This is a genomic window from Pyxidicoccus sp. M6 (assembly GCF_055568925.1).
Window position 1 is genome coordinate 10439304 of record NZ_CM145714.1, and the last position, 20555, is coordinate 10459858.

Sequence of the window (20555 nt, forward strand, 5' to 3'; positions counted from 1 at the left end):
TCTGACCTGATTCATGGGGGGCACACTAGGATGACAGCATGGATGAAGGGCTTTCGATGGTCGGCTTCACGGAGGACTTCCAGCTCAACGGCGTCCTCCATGGCTTCCTGGGTCTGTTCCAGATGGTCTTCCCGGGCCGCCTGCGGGCCTGCTACCTGCTGGGCAGCCACGCGACGAGCGAGGCCGTGGGCGACAGCGACGTGGACCTGACGCTGGTGCTCGAGGGCCGCTTCCAGCCGGGCGAGCGCGAGCGCTTCCGCCGCTTCCGCATGCACCTGGGGCCGCTGCTCAACCTCCCGCTGGACGCCAACGTCGTCGAGGAAGAGGAGCTGCTGACGGAGGGCACCGTCAACCTCAAGCGAACCTCGCTGCTGCTGATGGGCGAGGACCTGCGCGAGCGCATTCCGCTGATGCCCTTGGACAAGTGGGTGCGCTACTGCATGCACCGGCCCTATGTCTTCATCGAGCGCGCCCGCTCGCGAGGCGAGGGCGAGCCGCTGCGCTTTCCGCTCCAGTACCCGGACCCGCGCGGTGAGCTCTACGGGTATGACCACCGCGAGGTGCTGGATGCGCAGGGCAACGCGCACCGTGGTTTCAAGGAGCTGGTCACCCTCGCCTGCCGGCTCGCGACGGCGGACGTGGCGGTGAAGGCAGGCGGTTACACCTACTCCAAGCGCGAGGCCATCGAGGCGCACCGCGCGCTGGTGAACGACGCGTGGACGCCGCTGTTCGAGGGCATCTACGCGGCGCGCACGCGCTGGGGCTACCGCGTGCCGGAAGCAGCGGCGGACCGGGAGCACCTGCGCTCGCTGTGCGCGGGGATGTTGGAGGCGGAGAACCATTTCCTGGGGCTCTACAAGGACTACCTGCTGGCCGAGCTGCGGCGGGGAGAGGTGAAGGACCGCGTGGATGCGGCCCGGCGATTGGGGGACATCGTCTACCCGGGCGGCGAGGTGCCCGCGGCCCTGAAGGCGCTGGAGTCAGCGCCGGAGCCGGAGCTTCGTGAGGCGGCGGCCATGTCCCTCCGCCGCCTCGAGAAGTACGGCCCGGGAGACGGAGGGCCTACCCGGTCTTGAGCGTGGGGTTGGCGCCCGCCCGCTCCAGCAGCGCGGTGAGCTTCGCGGCCAGCGCCTCCACGTGCGGCGGGGCGATGAGGGTGAAGTGGTCGCCCGGAATCCCGGCGACCTCCACCCCGCCCCGGGCCAGCGCGCCCCAGCCCAGGTCCGCCTCCAGCCCGGCCGGAGCCTCGTCGGCACGCAGCAGCACCAGCGAGCCGCCGTAGGGCCCGGGCACGTACGCCCGCGCGGCCTTCCGGTTGCGGGCGAACAGCTTCCACAACCCGCGCAGCTCCTCGCAGGCCTCCTCCTCCAGGCCCAGGTCGGCACCGGACGCGCCCTCCAGCAGCGAGCGCAGCTCCACCACGTCCACCAGCTCCAGCACCTCCGCGGCGCGCGGATGGATGCCTGACAGGCGCGACAGGTGGTCGGCGAACTCCAGTGCCAACTGCCACTCCTCGTCGGGCGCGGCCTCGTCACGGCTCCGCGCGTCGATGACGACGAGCAGGCCCACCTGCTCCCCGCTCGCCTCGAGCTGCCGCGCCATCTCGTAGGCGACGCGCCCGCCCAGGGACCAGCCGCCGAGCAGATACGGTCCCTCCGGCTGCACCTCACGCACGGCTTCCAGGTAGCGGGTGGCCATCTCCTCCACCGTCTCCCCAGCACCGCTCGCCGGCACCTGCAACCCGTAGAAGGGCTGCTCCGGAGGCAGGCGCCGCGCCAGCTCCAGGTAGCCCAGCACGCTGCCGCCCACCGGGTGCACGCAGAAGAAGGGCCGCGACTCCCCGCCCCTGCGCAGCGTCACCAGCGGCGAGTCCGAGGACGTGCCCGCCTCGATGCGCGTGGCCAGTCCCTCCAGCGTCGGCGCCTCGAAGAGGTCGATGACGGCGAGCTGCACGTCGAACAGCGAGCGCACGCGCGCCACCACCTGCGTGGCCAGCAGCGAGTGGCCGCCCAGGTCGAAGAAGTCGTCGTGCACGCCCACGCGGGGCACGGACAACAGCTCCTGCCAGAGCGCCGCCAGCCGCCGCTCCGTCTCCGTGCGTGGCGCCACGTACGACGTCTCCGCCTTCACGCGCGACGGAGCCGGCAGCGCCTTGCGGTCCACCTTGCCGTTGGACGTCAGCGGCAGGGCCTCCAGCACCACGAAGGCGGAGGGCACCATGTAGTCCGGCAGCCGCTCCGTCATGTGCTCGCGCAGCCCGGCTTCGTCCAGCGTGCTGCCCGGCTTCGCCACCGCGTAGGCCACGAGCTGCTTGCCGCCGGCCTCGTCGCGGGCCACCACGACGCACTCGCCCACGCTCGCGTGCTGCGCGAGCGTGGCCTCCACCTCGCCCAGCTCCACGCGGTAGCCGCGAATCTTGAGCTGGTGGTCCACGCGGCCGAGGAACTCGATGCGGCCGCCCTCCAGCCAGCGCACGCGGTCTCCCGTGCGGTACATCCGCGCCCCGGCCACGCCGCTGAAGGCGTCCGGCACGAAGCGCTCCGCCGTCAGCTCCGGCCGGCCCACGTAGCCGCGGCCCACGCTCTCGCCGCCGATGAACAGCTCGCCCGGAATGCCCGGAGGCACCGGCTGGCCGTACGCGTCCAGCACGTACACCCGCACGTTGCCCAACGGCGTGCCCAGCGGCACCGTGTGCGAGCCCGCCACGCGCGCGCCGCGCTCCACCCGTCCGGACAGCACGCCCACCGTCGTCTCGGTGGGGCCGTAGTGGTTGAACACCTCGCACTCCGGCACCAGCGCGTGGATGCGCTCCACCAGCGCCCACTCGGACTTGTCACCGCCCAGCACCAGCCGCTTGCGCGGCAGCAGCGCCTCGGCGTCGTCCGCCGCGAGCAGCGCCTCCAGGTGGGTGGGGACAATCTTGAGCCCCTCCACCTGGTGCTCTCGGCCATACGCCGCCATGAGCCCGGCGTCCGACGCCGTCTCCTTGCTCACGAGGTGCACCGTCCCGCCCGCGCACAGCGTGGGGAACAGCGCCGTGTGGCCCAGGTCCGCCGCCAGCGTGGACACCGAGGCGAAGCTCATGCCCTGGGGCAGCTCCAACCGACGGCTCACGCCCGCCACGTAGCAGGCGAGCTGCTGGTGCTCGATGCACACGCCCTTGGGCAGGCCCGTGCTTCCCGACGTGTAGATGACGTACGCCGCGTTGCCCGGCAGCACGCCGCTTTCGGGCGCCTCCTCGGGCTGCGACTCCAGGAGTCCGTCGCCCGCGTCGAGGCTGACCAGGAACTCGCCCTGCGAGGGCAGCTCGTTGGCCAGTGCCTCCTCGGTGACGATGACCTGAACCTTCGCGTCCTGGAGGACGTGCCGCACGCGCTCGCTGACGTGCGAGTGCGCCGGGTCGATGGCCACGTACGCGCCGCCCGCCTTGAGGATGCCGAGGAGGCCCACCATGGCGTGCGCGCGCCGCTCCACGAAGAGGCCCACGCGCGTCTCCGGCTCCACGCCCAGCGCCTTCAGCCAGTGCGCGAGCTGGTTGGCCCGGCGCTCCAGCTCCGCGTAGGTGAGCCGCTCGTCACCGGCCACCACCGCCAGCGCGTCCGGCGCCCTCGCGGCCTGCTCGGAGACGAGGTGGTGGATGCACTGGCGCGCGTACGGCGCGGCGGTGTCGTTCCACTCCACCAACACGCGCTGGCGCTCCGCGTCCGACAGGAGCGGCAGCGCGGACAGCCGCTGCCGTCCGCCTTCCGCCACCACGTCTTCCAGGAGTCGCTGGAAGCGCTCGGCGAGCAGCGCCAGCGTGGGCTCGTCGAACAGGTCCATGCTGTACATCCACGTGCACACCAGTCCGTCCGCGCGCGGGTTCACCAGCACCGTCAGGTCGAGCTTCGCGGTGGCGGGGTCCGCGCCCTCGGCGCTCACCTTGAGGCCGGGCAGCTCCAGCGCCGACACCGGCATGTTCTGGAGCACGAACTTCACCTGGAACAGCGGCGCGTGCGCGGTGCTGCGGTCCGGGTTGAGCGCGCGCACCACCTCCTCGAAGGGCAGGTCCTGGTGCGCGTACGCGTCCATCGACACCTGCTTCGCCTGGGCCAGCAGCGTGGTGAAGGTGGGGTCCCCCTCCAGCTTCAGGCGCATGACGAGCTGGTTGATGAAGAAGCCGATGAGGCCTTCCGTCTCCGCGTGGTTGCGGTTGGCCACGTCCGTGCCCACGACGAGGTCCGTCTGCCCGCTGTAGCGGTGCAGCAGCGACTGGAAGCCCGCCATCAGCACCATGAAGAGCGTGGCGCCCTCGCGCTGGGCCAGTGCCTCCAGCCCCTTGGCGAGCTCCGCGCTCATCATCGACACGTGCGTGCCGCCACGGTAGCTGCGCACCGCGGGCCTCGGCCGGTCCGCCGGCAGCTCCAGTGTGGAGGGCGCTCCCTCCAACTGCTGCTTCCAGTAGCGGAGCTGCGCGTCCAGCGCCTCGCCCTGGAGCCACTCGCGCTGCCAGGCCGCGTAGTCCGCGTACTGCACCGCCAGCTCCGGCAGGGGCGACGGCTGTCCCTCACGGTAGGCCGCGTACAGCGCCACCACCTCGCGCACGAGCACGCCCATGGACCAGCCATCCGAGACGATGTGGTGCATCGTCAGGAGCAGCAGGTGCACGTCATCGCGCAGCCACAGCAGCGTGGCGCGCACCAGCGGGCCGCGAGCGAGGTCGAACGGCCGGCGCGCCTCGTCCTCCTGGAGCCGCAGCGCCTCCTGCTCGCGCTGCGCCTCGGGCACGTCGCGCAGGTCCACCCGGACGAGCGGCATCTGCACATCCGTCTGCACCACCTGCGCCGGGCCGTCCTCGCCATTGTGGAAGGTGGTGCGCAGCGACTCGTGCCGGCGCACCACCTCCTGGAAGGCCCGGTCCATGGCCTCCACCTCCAGCGCGCCCTCGATTCGGACCGCGATGGGGATGTTGTAGAAGGGCATGCCCGGCTCGAGCTGGTCCAGGAACCAGAGCCGCTGCTGCGCGAAGGACAGGGGCATGCGCTCCTTGCGAGGCATGCGCCGCGGGGCCGCGCCCACCTGCTCGTGGCCGCGTCCCGCGAGGGAGTCCAGGCGCTCGGCCTGCTCGGCCAGGGTGCGGGCCTCGAAGAGGGCGCGCAGGGGCAGCTCCACTCCGAAGCTCTGGCGGATGCGCGACAGGAGCCGCGTGGCCACCAACGAGTGACCGCCGAGCTCGAAGAAGCTGTCGTTCACCCCCACCCGCTCCACGCCGAGCAGCTCGCTCCAGATGGCCGCGAGCCGCTGCTCCGTCTCCGTGGACGGAGCGATGTGGTCCTCCTCCGCGCGCATCGTTTCCGGTGCGGGCAGCGCCTGCCGGTCCACCTTGCCGCTGGAGCTGAGCGGCAGCGCGGGCAGGCCGACGAAGGCCGAGGGCACCATGTACTCGGGCAGCCGCCCCTGGAGGAAGGTGCGCAGCTCCGCGGCGGTGAGCGCCGCGTCTCCCGAGTAGTAGGCCACCAGCCGCTGCAGGCCCGGCGAGTCCTCGCGCACCACCGCCACCGCCTCGCGCACGCTGGAGTGCAGCAGCATCACGGACTCGATTTCGCCCAGCTCCACGCGGTAGCCGCGCAGCTTCACCTGGTTGTCCAGGCGGCCGAGGAACTCGAGCGAGCCCGCGGGCAGCCAGCGGACGAGGTCGCCGGTGCGGTACAGCCGGGCGCCGGGGACGCCGCTGAACGGGTCCGGAACGAAGCGCTCCGCCGTCAGCTCGGGCCGGCCGAGGTAGCCGCGCGCCACGCCCGCGCCGCCGACGTAGAGCTCACCGGGCAGGCCGGTGGCCACGGGCTGCAGGTGCGCATCCAGCACGTACACGCGAGCGTTGGTGATGGGCTGACCGATGGTGGGCCGCGCCGCGTCCACGTCCGCGCTCAGCGTGGCGCAGATGGTGGTCTCCGTGGGGCCGTAGGCGTTGATGAAGCGCCGCCCCGGCTTCCAGTGCTCCACGACGTCCGCGGTGCAGGCCTCACCCGCGGCGGTGACGACCTTCAGCGCGGGCAGCGCGTCCGGCGGGAGCTGGGCCAGCACGGACGGGGTGAGCGTCAGGGTGGTGATGGCCTGCTCGACGAGCAGCGTCTTCAGCGGCGTGCCGGGCAGGAGACTCTCGCGGCTCGCCAGGTGCAGCCGCGCGCCGGAAATCAGGGCGGGGAACATCTCCCAGACGGAGGCGTCGAAGCCGCTGGAGAAGAACTGGAGCACCCGCTTGCCGGGGCCAATCTCCATCGCCTCCACGCAGGCGAGCGCGGTGTTCGTCAGGCCGCGGTGCTCCAGCATGACGCCCTTGGGCGTGCCCGTGGAGCCGGAGGTGAAGATGACGTAGGCGAGGTGATGTCCCTCCGCCCCGCCGTCGGGGTCCGTGTCCGGGTAGCGCTCCACGCGGTCCCAGTCCAGGTCCAGGCACAGGGTGTGGGCGGCGCGGTGACTGAGCTGGTCCGCCAGCGAGTCCTGCGTCAGGAGCAGCGGAGCGCGGGCCTCGTCGGCGATGCTCTCCAGCCGCTCCTCGGGCAGCGCCGGGTCCAGCGGGACGTAGGCGGCGCCGGACTTGAGGATGCCGAGCACGCCCACCATCAGCTCCAGCGAGCGGTCCACGTGCAGCGCGACGAGGACGTCGGGCGTGACGCCGCGCGCGCGCAGGTAGTGCGCGAGCTGGTTGGCGCGACCGTTGAGCTCCGCGTAGGTGAGCTCCTGGCCCTCGAAGGAGATGGCGACGGCGTCCGGAGTCCTTCGCACCTGCGCCTCGAAGAGGCGGTGGACGGGCGTGTCCGTGACGGGACGGGCGGTGTCGTTCCACGCGAGCAGGAGCTGCTCACGCTCGGGGTGGCCGAGCATGGGCAGCGAGGCGAGGGACTCGTCCGGCGACTCGACCAGGGCCTCCACGAGCGTGCGCAGGTGGCTGCTCATGCGAGCGATGGTGGCCGGCTCGAAGAGGTCCGTGGCGTACGACAGGGCGCCGGTGAAGCCCTCGGGCGAGTCCACCAGCGACAGCGTGAGGTCGAACTGGGTGGTGGGGTCCTCCAGCGCGAGCGGCCGCAGGGAGAGTCCTGGCAGGACGCGGGCGATGGGCTCCTCGGGGTTGAGGACGAACCACGCCTGGAAGAGCGGGTTGCGGCTGAGGTCGCGCTCCGGGCGCAGGTCGTCCACGAGCCGCTCGAAGGGCACGTCCTGGTGCGCGTGCACGCCGAGCGTCACCTCGCGGACACGGGCGAGCAGCTCGCGGAAGGAGCTCCGGCCCGACAGGCGGGTGCGCAGCACGAGCGTGTTGATGAAGAAGCCGATGACGTCTTCCAGCTCGAGCTGGGCACGGCCCGCGCCGGGCGAGCCCACGCTGATGTCCTCCTGGCCCGAGTAGCGGAACAGGAGCGCCTGGAACGCGGCGAGCATGACCATGAAGGGCGTGGCGCCCTCGCGCTGGCCGAGCGCCGTGAGGCGGTCCGCCAGCTCACGCGGCAGCACCACCGGGTGGCTCGCGCCACGGGAGGACTGCACGGCCGGACGGGGCTTGTCGGTGGGCAGCTCCAGGGCGGGAGGGGCCCCGGCGAGCTGCTGCTTCCACCAGGACAGCCTCGACTCCAGGGCATCGCCCTGGAGCCACGTACGCTGCCACACGGCGTAGTCGGCGTACTGGATGGGCAGCGGAGGCAGGGATGCCTCGGTGCCGCGGCGCCGAGCCTCGTAGAGCGCAGCGAGGTCCCTCACGAGGACCTGGGTGGACCAGCCGTCGAAGACGATGTGGTGCACGGTGAGCACCAGCACATGTGAGTGCTCACCGAGCCGCAGCAGCAGGGTCCGCAGCAGCGGGGCCTGACGGAGGTCGAAGGGACGCTGGGCCTCCAGCGTCGCGCGGCGCAGGGCCTCGGCCTCGCGCTCTGACTCGGGGAAGTGGCGCAGGTCGTCCAGTGAGAGGACGGGCTCGACGTCGGGAGCGATGACCTGCCACACCTGTCCGGCCTCACCGGCGAAGGAGGTGCGCAGCGCTTCATGGCGCTGGAGCAGCGCGTGGAGCGCGTGCCGCAGGGCGGCCACGTCGAGCGTGCCCTCCAACTGGAAGACGGCGGGGATGTTGTAGCGCGAGCCGCCCGGAGCGAGCTGCTCCAGGAACCACAGCCGCTGCTGCGCGAAGGAGAGCGGCAGCGACCGTGAGCGGTCCGCCACGACGAGCGGCGGCGCGAGCGACTCCGGCGCCAGCGCGCTTCGCTGGAGGAGAGAGGCGAGCTGCGCCACCGTGGGCGCCTCGAAGAGGGCCTTGAGGGGCAGCTCGACGTCGAGGGCCTCGCGGATGCGGGAGATGGCGCGGGTGGCGAGCAGCGAGTGGCCACCCAGCTCGAAGAAGCTGTCGTTGATACCGACCTTCTCCGAGCCGAGCACCTGGGCCCAGACGTCGGCCAGCGTCTTCTCCACGTCCGTGCGCGGCGCCACATACTCGCGAGCCCGCTCCAGCAGCGCGCCATCCATCTCGGGCAGGGCCTTGCGGTCCACCTTGCCGTTGGACGTGAGCGGCAGTGCCTCCAGCGACATGAACGCCGAGAGCACCATGTACTCGGGCAGGCGAGTACCGAGGGACTCGCGCAGCGCGGCGACATCGAAGGCCTTGGGGTCGTGGGCCACGACGTAGGCCACGAGGCGCTTGTCTCCGGCGCCCTGGCCCTTGGCCACCACCACCGCATCCTTCACCGCGGGGTGTGCGCGCAGCGCCCCTTCCACCTCGCTCAGCTCGATGCGGAAGCCACGCACCTTCACCTGCGTGTCCGCTCGGCCGAGGAACTCCAGCACCCCGTCCGCTCGCCACCTCGCGAGGTCTCCCGTGCGGTACATCCGCTCTCCGGGGACGGAGGCATGCGGGTCCGGAATGAAGCGCTCCGCCGTCAGCTCCGCACTGCCGATGTAGCCACGCGCAACGCCCTCACCCGCCGCGTACAGCTCTCCGGCCACTCCCACCGGCACCGGCTTCAACGCCCCGTCCAGCACGTACACCCGCGTGTTTCCAATCGGCCGCCCAATCGCCACCACCTCGCCCACCTGCGAGGCGGCCGTCATCCGGTGGCAGCTGGTGAAGAGCGTGTTCTCCGTCGGGCCGTAGCATGCCGTCACCGGCACTCCCAACTCCTCCACCACTCGCTTCACGTGCGGCGCAGACACCACGTCTCCGCCCGTCAGCAACTGGTGCAGCCCCTTCAGCACCTCCACGTCCGCGTCCACCACCTGCGAGAAGAGTCCCGCCGTCAGGTGCAACGTCGTGACTCCCTGCCCCTTCACCACCTTCTTCAACTGCTCCACGTCCCCCACCGGGCCCGCCGGGTACACCACCAGCCGCGCCCCGTTCAGCAGGCTGCCCCACACTTCCAGCGTCGACGCGTCGAAGGACACGGGCGCAATCAGCAGCAACGTCTCGTCCGGCCCCAGGTGCGCGTAGTTGGCGCCCTTCACCGTCCGCAGCACGCTTCTCTGCTCCGTCCCCACTCCCTTCGGCTTCCCCGTGCTTCCCGACGTGAAGTCCACGTACGCAAGGTTCCGGCCGCCTACTCCGCTGCGAGGTGCGTGCTTCGGCTGCTGGGCCAGTGCCTCAGCCACCTCCTCCAGCAGCACGCACTCCAAGCCCTCCACCGGCAGCCGCTCCGCCAGCGCGCGCTTCGTCACCAGCACGCGTGGCTTCGCCTCCTCCACCATGTGCTCCAGCCGCGCGCGCGGGTACTCCACCTCGAGCGGCACGTAGGCACCACCCGACTTGGCAATGGCCACCAGCGCCACCACCAACTCCACCGAGCGCTCCAGGCACAGTGCGACGCGCTCCTCCGCGCCCACGCCCTTGCCGCGCAGGTAGTGCGCGAGCTGATTCGCACGCGCATCCAACTGCGCGTACGTCAGCTTCTCTTCCCCGCACTCCACCGCCACCGCGTCAGGCCTCAAGACCACCTGATGCTCGAACTCCTCCGCGATGCTCGACTCGCGCGCGTACTCCTGCGCCGTCGCATTCCACTCCACCAACACCCGCTGACGCTCCGCCTCCGTCAGCAGCGTCACGTCCGCCAGTCGCTCGTCCGCGCGAGCCACCAACTCCAGCAGCGCGCCCTTCCACTGCTTCAGCAGCACTTCCATCCCGTGCTGCTCGAAGCGCGGCGTCTCATAGACGAGCTTCAGCTTGAGCCGCGCCCCGGGCATCGCGGACAGCGTGAGCGCGTAGTTCGTCCGCTCCTTCGAGCGCACGTCCCGCACGTCCCACCGGCTCGCACGTCCCTTGAGCGACTCATCGACAGGGTAGTTCTCGAAGATGAGCAGGCTGTCGAAGAGGGGCTGACCGCGAGGCACCGCGCTCCAGCCCTGCACCTGCACGAGCGGGCTCTGCTCGAACTGCTGCTGGGCCGCCTGCTGCTTCTGCAAACCCTTCAGCCACTCCGCCACGACGTCGTCGCCCGACAGGCGCACGCGGACCGGCAGGCTGTTGATGAAGAGTCCCACCATCCCTTCCACGCCTTCGAGCTCCGCGGGCCGGCCCGCCACCGTCGCGCCGAACACCACCGAGGACTCGCCCGCGTGACGTCCCAGCACCAGCGCCCAGGCGCCCTGCGTCAGCGTGTTCACCGTCACCTGGTGACGCTGAGCGAGGCCCTGCACCGCCGACGTCTCTTCCTCCGTCAGCTCCAGAGCCAGCTCCTCCTGCGCCGTCTGGCCCTTAGCGGCTCGCGCTTCCAACGGAAGGCGCGTCGGAGCCGTGACCCCATCGAGGGTCTCGCGCCAGTACGCCTCCGCCTTCTTCGAGTCCTGCTTCGTCAGCCACGCGATGTACTCGCGGTACGCCGCGCGCGTCTGGCCTCGGGCTTCCGCGCCCGTCACCAGGGCCTCGTAGGTGCCGAAGACCTCCTCCAGCACCAGGCCGAGGCTCCAGCCATCCAGCAGCAGGTGGTGGTGGCTCCACACGCACCGCCAGCCCTCGTTGCCCAGCTTCATCACCGCCATGCGCATCAGCGGTGCCTTGCCCAGCTCGAAGCCCTGACGGCTGTCCGCCTTCAGGTACTCATCGAGCGCGCTCCGCTGCTGCTCCCTGTCGAGGCCACTCCAGTCGCGCTCCTCCCAGGGCAACTGGACGGACCGATGCACCACCTGCAGCGGCTCCTCCAGGCCCTCCCAGACGAAGCGAGTGCGCAGCACCGGCAGCCGCTCCACCGCCATGTCCCACGCGCGCTTGAGGGCTTCCACCTTCAGCCCACCGCGCACCTCCCACGCCAACTGCTCCACGTACACCCCGCTGCCGCTCTCCAGCAGCGAGTGGAAGAGCAGGCCCTGCTGCAACGGAGACAGCGGGTAGACGTCCTCCACGCCTTCGCCACGGCCCAGCACCTTCTCCAACTGCGCCGCGCTGGCCTTCACCAATGGGAAGTCCGCCGCCGTCCACAGTCCCGCGTCCGCGTCCGTGCGCTGCTGCACCAGTCGCCGCAGCTCGTGCGCGAAGTGTCCTGCCAGTTCCTCCACGGTCTCTCGCCGGTGCAGGCCCTGGCTGTAGTCGATGGCCACTTCCAGTCGGCCACCCACCACCAGCCCATTCACGCCCAACACGTGCCCGCGCTTCTCGCCCGCTGCCTGCGCCGCGCCGGCCTTCTCCTTCGCCGGAGCGAAGCGCTGCGACTGCGCAGCCACGCCATCCACCTGGCCCAGGTAGTTGAAGACGACTTCAGCCCTGGGATGCGCCTTGAGCTTGTTCCGCGTCTCATCACTGCCCAGGTACTTCAGCAGCCCATACCCCAGACCCTTGCCCGGAATTCGCCGCACCGACTCCTTCACCGCGCGCACCCATGCCCCCGCCGTCTCCTGCGCAGGCGCATCAACGATCACCGGGTACACGCTGGTGAACCAACCCACCGTGCGCGACACATCCAGCCCGACTTCTTCCTCGCGCCCGTGGCCTTCCAGCTCCACGCGCACGCGCTCCAGGCCGCGCCACTTCTTCAGCGCGGAGGCCAGAGCTGCCAGCAGCACCTCGTCCACGCGAGCGCGGTATGCACCGGAAGCTTCCCTCAGCAGCGCTCCCGTCTCTTCGCGGCTGAGCTCCAGGCGGACTTCCCCCTCCAGCCCCGTCTCATTCCTCCCGCCCTGCACGTCCACCGGCAGCTTCGCCACCGACTTCGCGCCCTGCTCCTCCCAGTACGAAAGCTCCCCTTCCACCGTCCCCGAATACTCACCCAGCTTCTTCGCCCACTGCTGGTACGAGGCCGTCTTCGGGCCCAGCTCAATCTCTTCCCCTCGGCTGGCCTGCTCGCACGCCCTCTCCACGTCCTCCACCACCACCCGCCACGAGACGCCATCCACCACCAGGTGGTGCACCACCACCAGCAGTCGCCTTCCCGCCTCTCCCATCTCGAAGAGCACCGCCTTCACCAGCGGGCCCTTCTCCAAATCCAGGCTGCCCTGCACCTGCGTGGCCACGCGCTCGAGCTCCGACGCGCCCGCGCCGCGCAGGTCCATCTGCTCCAACTTCAGGCTACCGGCCTCTTCCACCCCGGCATTGCGCTGACGCCACTCCCCTTCCACCTTCTCGAACCGCATCCGCAGCGCGTCGTGGTGCCTCACCACCGCGCCCAGCGCCTTCTCCAGCACCGCTGCGTCCGTCCCTGCCTTCACCTCCAACAGGACAGCCTGGTTGCTGTGGCTCGGCTTCTTCCACGCCTCTTCCAGGAAGCTCCGCTGGATGGGCGTCAGGTCGACCGGCCCTTCCACCGGGCCCTGCTGCGCCACGGCCACGGCCGCCTTCACCACCTGCGCCAGCTCCTCCACCGTCTGCCGCTGGAAGAGCTGCTTCGGCGTCACCTCCAGGCCGGCCCTCCGCGCCCGCGCCACCACCTGCAGGCTCAGGATGGAGTCACCGCCCAGCTCGAAGAAGTTGTCCTGCACGCCAACGCGGTCCAGGCCCAACACCTGCGCCCAGACGCCGGCCAGCGTCTTCTCCACCTCCGTGCGCGGAGCCACGTACCGGCGCGACAGCTCCGGACGAACGCCCTCCGGCTCCGGCAGCGCCTTGCGGTCCACCTTGCCGTTGGACGTCAGCGGCAGCGCCTCCAGTGCCACGAAGGCCGACGGCACCATGTACTCCGGCAGTCGCTCCTTCAGCGCCCGACGCAGCTCGCTCGCGTCCACTGCCCCGTGGCCGACGACGTAGGCCACCAGTCGCTTGCCGCCGGCTCCCTCGCCCCGAGCCATCACCACGGCGTCCTTCACCGCAGGGTGCGCACGCAGCGCGTTCTCCACCTCGCCCAGCTCGATGCGGAAGCCGCGCACCTTCACCTGCGCATCCACGCGGCCCACGAACTCCAGGCTGCCATCCTCGCGCCACCGCACGAGGTCACCCGTGCGGTACAGGCGAGCGCCCGGCTCGCCACCCAGGGCGTCCGGTACGAAGCGCTCCGCCGTCAGCTCCGGACGGCCCGGGTAGCCGCGAGCCACACCCACGCCGCCGAGGTACAGCTCACCGGCGACGCCCATGGGAACCAGCGCGCCCCGCGTATCGAGCACGTAGGCGCGCACGTTGGCCAACGGCTGCCCGATGGACGGCGTGCGGCCATCCGCCACGCAATCGGTGAGCGTGGCCACCACCGTGGCCTCCGTGGGGCCATACGAGTTGATGAAGCGCCGGCCCGGAGCCCAGCGCGCCACCACGTCCGCCGGGAGCGCCTCGCCGCCCGAGATGACGGTGCGCAGCGAGGGCAGGCCCTCGGCCGGAGTAACGGCGAGCGCCGCGGGCGTGAGGCTGAGCACCGTGATGCCCGCGTCGCGCAGCAGCGCCCACAGCGTGTCACCCGGAATCAGCCGCTCCGAGGGCGCCAGCACCAGCGTGCCGCCGGAGCACAGCGTGGTGAAGATCTCCTCCACCGACAGGTCGAAGCTCAGGTTGGCGAACTGGAGCATCCGGCTGCCGGGCCCGATGCCGTAGGCCACCGCCTCGTGCGTCACCAGGTTGGCGACGCCGCGGTGCTCCACGGCAGTGCCCTTCGGCTGGCCAGTGCTGCCCGAGGTGTAGATGACGTACGCGAGGTTGCCGGCCCCCGCACCCGAGGCGACACGCTCGCCATTCTCCCGGAGCAGCGCCTCGCGCTCCTCGTCCAGGCACAGCACGCGAGCCGCCGCCTGCGGGAAGCGCTCCAGCAGCGAACGCTGCGTCAGCAGCACCTGCGCGCCGCTGTCCTCCAGCATGAAGGCGAGCCGCTCACGAGGCAGCATCGGGTCCAGCGGCAGGTACGCTCCGCCCGCCTTGAGGATGCCGAGCAACGCCTCCGCCACGTCCAGCGAGCGCTCCAGGCACAGGCCCACGCGGACCTCGGGCCCCACGCCGAGCTGACGCAGGCGCCGGGCCAGCTGGTTCGCCCGCGCATCCAGCTCGCGGTACGTCAGCCGCTGCGCGGCGAGCTCCACGGCCACCGCATCCGGCGTGCGGTCCACCTGCGCCTCGAAGAGCGAGGACAGGGTGACTTCCGCCGGGAAGGGCGCGCGAGTGCCGCTCCACGACGTCAGGACCTGCCGGCGGTCGGTCTCGGTGAGCAGGGGCACGTCCTCGACACGCCTGCCGGCGCTGGCCACCAGGCCCAGCAGTGCGACCTTCCACTGCTTCAACAGCGCGTCCATCCCGCGTAGCTCGAAGCGGGACACGTCGTAGGCGAGCATCAACCGCAACTGCTTGTCGGGAATCACCGAAAGAGTGAGCGGGTAGTTCGTCCGCTCCTTCACGCGGACGTCGCGCACCTCCCAACGATTCGCGCGCCCCTTCAGCGACGAGTCGATGGGGTAGTTCTCGAAGACGAGCAGGCTGTCGAAGAGCGACTGGCCGCGCGGCACTTCGCTCCAGGCCTGCACCCGCATCAGCGGGGTCTGCTCGTACTGACGCTGCTCCGACTGCTGCTCCTGCTGGGCCTTCAGCCAGGACTCCACCGGCTCGCCGCCACCGAGCTTCACGCGCACCGGCAGGGTGTTGATGAAGAGGCCCACCATGCCTTCGACGCCGTCGAGCTCCGCAGGGCGGCCCGCCACCGTCGCACCGAAGACGACCTCCGACTCGCCCGCATGCCGGCCGAGCACCAGCGCCCAGGCGCCCTGCGCCAACGTGTTCACCGTGACCTGGTGACGCTGCGCGAAGCCCTGTACCGCCGACGTCTCCTGCTCCGTCAGCAGCAGCTCCAGTTCCTCCTGCGCCATCGGCTTCTGGCTGCGAGCCTCCAGCGGCAGGCGCGTCTGCGCGGTGATGCCCTTGAGGGCCTCGCGCCAGTACGCCTCCGCCTTCTTCGAGTCCTGCTTCGCCAGCCACGCGATGTACTCGCGATACGGCGCGCGCGTCCGGCCGCGCGTCTCGCCTCCGGTGACGAGTGCCTCGTAGGTGCTGAAGACCTCCTCCAGCACCAGGCCGAGGCTCCAGCCATCCAGCAGCAGGTGGTGGTGGCTCCACACGCACCGCCACGCATCCTCGCCCAGGCGCATCAGCGCCATGCGCATCAGCGGAGCAGTGCCCAGCTCGAAGCCGCGCTGGGCGTCTTCCTGGAGATAGGCGTCCAGAGCCCGCTGCTGGCCTTCACGGTCCAGGCCCGTCCAGTCGCGCTCGTCCCAGGGCACCTGCACCGAGCGGTGCACCACCTGCAGCGGCGCCTCCAGGTTTTCCCAGACGAAGCGCGTGCGCAGCACCGGCAACCGCTCCACCACCAGGTCCCACGCGCGCTTGAGGGCGTCCACCTTCAAGCCGCCACGCACCTCCCAGGCCAACTGCTCCACGTACACACCGCTGCCGCTCTCCAGCAGCGAGTGGAAGAGGAGCCCCTGCTGCAACGGAGACAGCGGGTAGACGTCTTCCACGCCCTCGCCACGGCCCAGCACCTTCTCCAACTGCGCCGTGCTGGCCTTCACCAGCGGGAAGTCCACCGCCGTCCACAATCCCGCATCTGGCTCCTGCTTCTCGCGCAGCAGCTTCTTCAGCTGCGCCTCGTACTCCTTCGCCAGCGCGTTGATGCTCTCGTGGTGGTGCAGCTCGCGGCTGTACTCGATGGCCACTTCCAGCCGGCCGCCCACCACCAGCCCATTCACGCTCAGCACGTGCCCGCGCTTCTCACCCGCTGCCTGCGCCGCGCCGGCCTTCTCCTTCGCCGGGGCGAAACGCTGCGACTGCGCTGCAAGACCATCCACCTGACCGAGGTAGTTGAAGAGGACTTCGGCCCTGGGCAGTGCGCCCAGTTTGTTCCGCGTCTCTTCGCTGCCGAGGTACTTCAGCAGCCCGTACCCCAGGCCCTTACCGGGCACGCGCCGCACCGACTCCTTCACCGCGCGCACCCACGCTCCCGCCGACTCCCGCGCGGGCGCAGCCACCACCACCGGGTACACGCTGGTGAACCAGCCCACCGTGCGCGACACGTCCAGCCCGACTTCCTCTTCGCGCCCGTGGCCCTCCAGCTCCACGCGCAGGCTCAGCGAACCCTCCGCGCTGCGCTCCTTCGGCCCACTCCACTTCGCCAGCGCCGCCGTCAACGCGGCCAGCAGCACTTCGTCCACGCGAGCGCGGTACGCACCGGGCACTTCCCTCAGCAGCGCTCCCGTCTCCTCCCGGCTGAGCTCCAGGCGGACCTCTCCCTCCAGCCCCGTCTCATTCCTCCCGCCCTCCACGTCCACCGGTAGCTTCGCCACCGGCTTCGCGCCCTGCTCCTCCCAGTACGAAAGCTCCCCTTCCACCATCCCCGCGTACTCACCCAGCTTCTTCGCCCACTGCTGGTACGAGGCCGTCTTCGGGCCCAGCTCAATCTCTTCCCCTCGGCTGGCCTGCTCGCACGCCCTCTCCACGTCCTCCACCACCACCCGCCACGACACTCCATCCACCACCAGGTGGTGCACCACCACCAGCAGTCGCCTTCCCGCCTCTCCCATCTCGAAGAGCACCGCCTTCACCAGCGGGCCCTTCTCCAAATCCAGGCTGCCCTGCACCTGCGTGGCCACGCGCTCGAGCTCCGACGCGCCCGCGCCGCGCAGGTCCACCTGCTCCAACTTCAGGCTGCCGGCCTCTTCCACTCCGGCGTTGCGCTGATGCCACTCCCCTTCCACCTTCTCGAACCGCATCCGCAGCGCGTCGTGCTGCTTCACCACCGCGCTCAGCGCCTTCTCCAGCGCCGAGGCCTCGACCTCTTCCGCCACTTCCAGCAGCAGTGACTGGTTGAAGTGATGGGCATGGCTCCGCGCCTGCTCGAAGAAGGCACGCTGCACGGGCGTCAGCGCCACGGGGCCTTCCACCGGCTTCTGCTCACCGGCCTCGAGCGCGGCCTTCGCGACCTGCGCCAACTCCGCCACCGTCTGCTTCTGGAAGAGCTGCCGCGGAGTGATCTCCAAGCCGGCCCTCCGCGCACGCGCCACCACCTGCAGCGTGAGAATGGAGTCGCCGCCCAGCTCGAAGAAGTTGTCCTGCACGCCGACCTTGTCGATGCCCAGGACCTGCGCCCAGACGTCGGCCAGCGTCTTCTCCGCCTCCGTGCGCGGCGCCACGTACTCGCGAGCCAGCTCTGGGCGAACGCCTTCCGGCTCCGGCAGCGCCTTGCGATCCACCTTGCCGTTGGACGTCAGCGGCAGCGCCTCCAGCGCCACGAAGGCCGACGGCACCATGTACTCGGGCAACCGCGACTTGGCGTGCTCACGCAGCCCGGAGACACCGGGCCAGCCCTCCGCCTTCGGCACAACGTAGGCCACGAGACGCTTTTCTCCGGCGCCCTGGCCCTTGGCCACCACCACCGCATCCTTCACCGCGGGGTGAGCGCGCAGCGCCCCTTCCACCTCGCTCAACTCGATGCGGAAGCCACGCACCTTCACCTGCGTGTCCGCTCGGCCGAGGAACTCCAGCACCCCGTCCGCTCGCCACCGCGCCAAATCCCCGGTGCGGTACATCCGCTCTCCGGGCACCTTCGCGTGCGGGTCCGGAATGAAGCGCTCCGCCGTCAGCTCCGCACTGCCGATGTAGCCACGCGCAACGCCCTCACCCGCCGCGTACAGCTCTCCGGCCACTCCCACCGGCACCGGCTTCAACGCCCCGTCCAGCACGTACACCCGCGTGTTTCCAATCGGCCGCCCAATCGCCACCACCTCGCCCACCTGCGAGGCGGCCGTCATCCGGTGGCAGCTGGTGAAGAGCGTGTTCTCCGTCGGGCCGTAGCATGCCGTCACCGGCACTCCCAACTCCTCCACCACTCGCTTCACGTGCGGCGCAGACACCACGTCTCCGCCCGTCAGCAGCTGGTGCAGCCCATTCAGCACCTCCACGTCCGCGTCCACCACCTGCGAGAAGAGTCCCGCCGTCAGGTGCAACGTCGTGACTCCCTGCCCCTTCACCACCTTCTTCAACTGCTCCACGTCCCCCACCGGGCCCGCCGGGTACACCACCAGCCGCGCCCCGTTCAGCAGGCTGCCCCACACTTCCAGCGTCGACGCGTCGAAGGACACGGGCGCAATCAGCAGCAACGTCTCGTCCGGCCCCAGGTGCGCGTAGTTGGCGCCCTTCACCGTCCGCAGCACGCTTCTCTGCTCCGTCCCCACTCCCTTCGGCTTCCCCGTGCTTCCCGACGTGAAGTCCACGTACGCCAGGTTGTGCCCACTCACTCCACTCTTCGGCGCGTGCTTCGGCTGCTGGGCCAGTGCCTCAGCCACCTCCTCCAGCAGCACGCACTCCAAGCCCTCCACCGGCAGTCGCTCCGCCAGCGCGCGCTTCGTCACCACCACGCGTGGCTTCGCCTCCTCCACCATGTGCTCAAGCCGCGCTCGCGGGTACTCCACCTCCAGCGGCACGTACGCACCACCCGACTTGGCAATGGCCACCAACGCCACCACCAACTCCACCGAGCGCTCCAGGCACAGTGCGACGCGCTCCTCCGCGCCCACGCCCTTGCCGCGCAGGTAGTGCGCGAGCTGATTCGCACGCGCGTTGAGCTGCGCGTACGTCAGCCTCTCCTCCCCGCACTCCACCGCCACCGCGTCAGGCCTCAAGGCCACCTGACGCTCGAACTCCTCCGCGATGCTCGACTCGCGCGCGTACTCCTGCCCCGTCGCATTCCACTCCACCAACACCCGCTGACGCTCCGCCTCCGTCAGCAGCGACACCTCGGCGAGTCTCTGTTCCGGATTGGCCGCGGCCGCCTCCAGCAGCACGCGCAGATGCCCGAGCATCCGCTTCGCGGTCTCCGCCTCGAACAGGTCCGTGCTGTACACGAGCACGGCGCGCAGTCCCTCGGGCTCTTCCTTGAAGAGGAGCTCGAGGTCGAACTTCGCCGACAGGTCCGCCTGCGGCATCGGAGTCAGCGTGAGACCCGCGACCTCCATCCGCTGCGGCTTCGCCTGCTCCAGGTTCACCATCACCTGGAACAGCGGCGAGTAGCTCAGGTTGCGCGCGGGCTTCAGCTCCTCCACCAGCTTCTCGAAGGGCACGTCCTGGTGCGCGTACGCGCCCAGGGTGGACTCCTTCACGCGCTTCATCAGCTCGCGAAAGCTCGCCTCAACGGGCAGCTTCGTGCGCACGACCAGCGTGTTGACGAAGAAGCCGATGAGCCCTTCCAGCTCGGACTGGTGCCGGCCGGAGATGGGCGTTCCGACGCAGACGTCCTCCTGCCCCGAATAGCGCGCGAGCAGCGTCTGCCACGCCGTCAGCAGCACCATGAAGGGCGACATCCCCTCCGCCTGCCCCAGTGCCTTCAGCCGCTCGTAGAGCGCTCGCGGCAGCAGGGACTCGCAGCTCGCGCCACGGAAGCTCTGCACCGAGGGACGCGGACGGTCCGTCGGCAGCTCCAGCACCGGCGGTGCCCCGGTAAGCTGCTCGCGCCACCAGCCGAGCTGCTTCTCCAGCACCGCCCCCTGGAGCCACTCCCGCTGCCACAGCGCATAGTCCGCGTACTGCACGGCCAGCTCGGGAAGCTGGCTCGACTGGCCGCGCGACAGGTTCGCGTACAGCAGGCCCATCTCGCGCACCAGCACGTCCATGGACCAGCCGTCCGAGACGATGTGGTGCATCGTGAGCAACAGCACATGCTCGCGCTCGCCCAGCCGCAGCAGGGTGGCGCGCAGGAGCGGCCCGCGCGTGAGCTCGAAGGGCTTCTGCTGCTCCTCGCGAGCCAGCCGTCGCGCCTCCTCCTCCCGAGCCGCCTCGGGCAACGACCTGAGGTCATGCAGCGTCAGCGCGAGCGGCGCCGGCGGCGGGATGACCTGGACGGCCTGCCCGTCCTCGTCTCGGAAGACGGTCCGCAGCGACTCGTGGCGGCGGAGCAACTCCGCGAAGCAGCGCTCCAGCACGGCCACGTCGAGCACGCCCTCGAGCCGCACGGCTGCGGGCATGTTGTACGTGGGCGTCCCGGGCTCCATGCGGTCGAGGAACCACAGGCGCTGCTGGGCGAACGAGAGGGGCGCCGTCCCGTTCTCACGCGGACGCGCGGTGATGGCCGGACGCGCCGCCTGGGCGTCCTTCTTGCGAAGCTGGCGGAGGAGCTGGTCTCGCTTCTCGGGCGAGAGGGCCGCGATACGCTGATGGATGTCGCTCATGG

Annotated in this window: 2 protein-coding genes; one reads left to right on the forward strand and one right to left on the reverse strand. The window is 70.5% G+C overall.

Annotated features, from left to right (window positions below; all coding sequences use genetic code 11):
• Positions 1-38: 38 nt before the first annotated feature.
• Entirely contained in the window at positions 39-1076 is a 1038-nt protein-coding gene (locus ACVTJA_RS40990) for a hypothetical protein (RefSeq protein WP_465828726.1), read from the forward strand.
• Here the strand turns inward: ACVTJA_RS40990 and ACVTJA_RS40995 are convergent.
• The gene (locus tag ACVTJA_RS40995; protein ID WP_465828727.1) at positions 1063-20553 is read right to left on the reverse strand and encodes a non-ribosomal peptide synthase/polyketide synthase; all 19491 of its coding nucleotides are present in this window, start codon (positions 20551-20553) and stop codon (positions 1063-1065) included. The two genes, ACVTJA_RS40990 and ACVTJA_RS40995, sit on opposite strands and share 14 nt — an antisense overlap.
• Between the last annotated feature and the right edge of the window lie 2 nt (positions 20554-20555).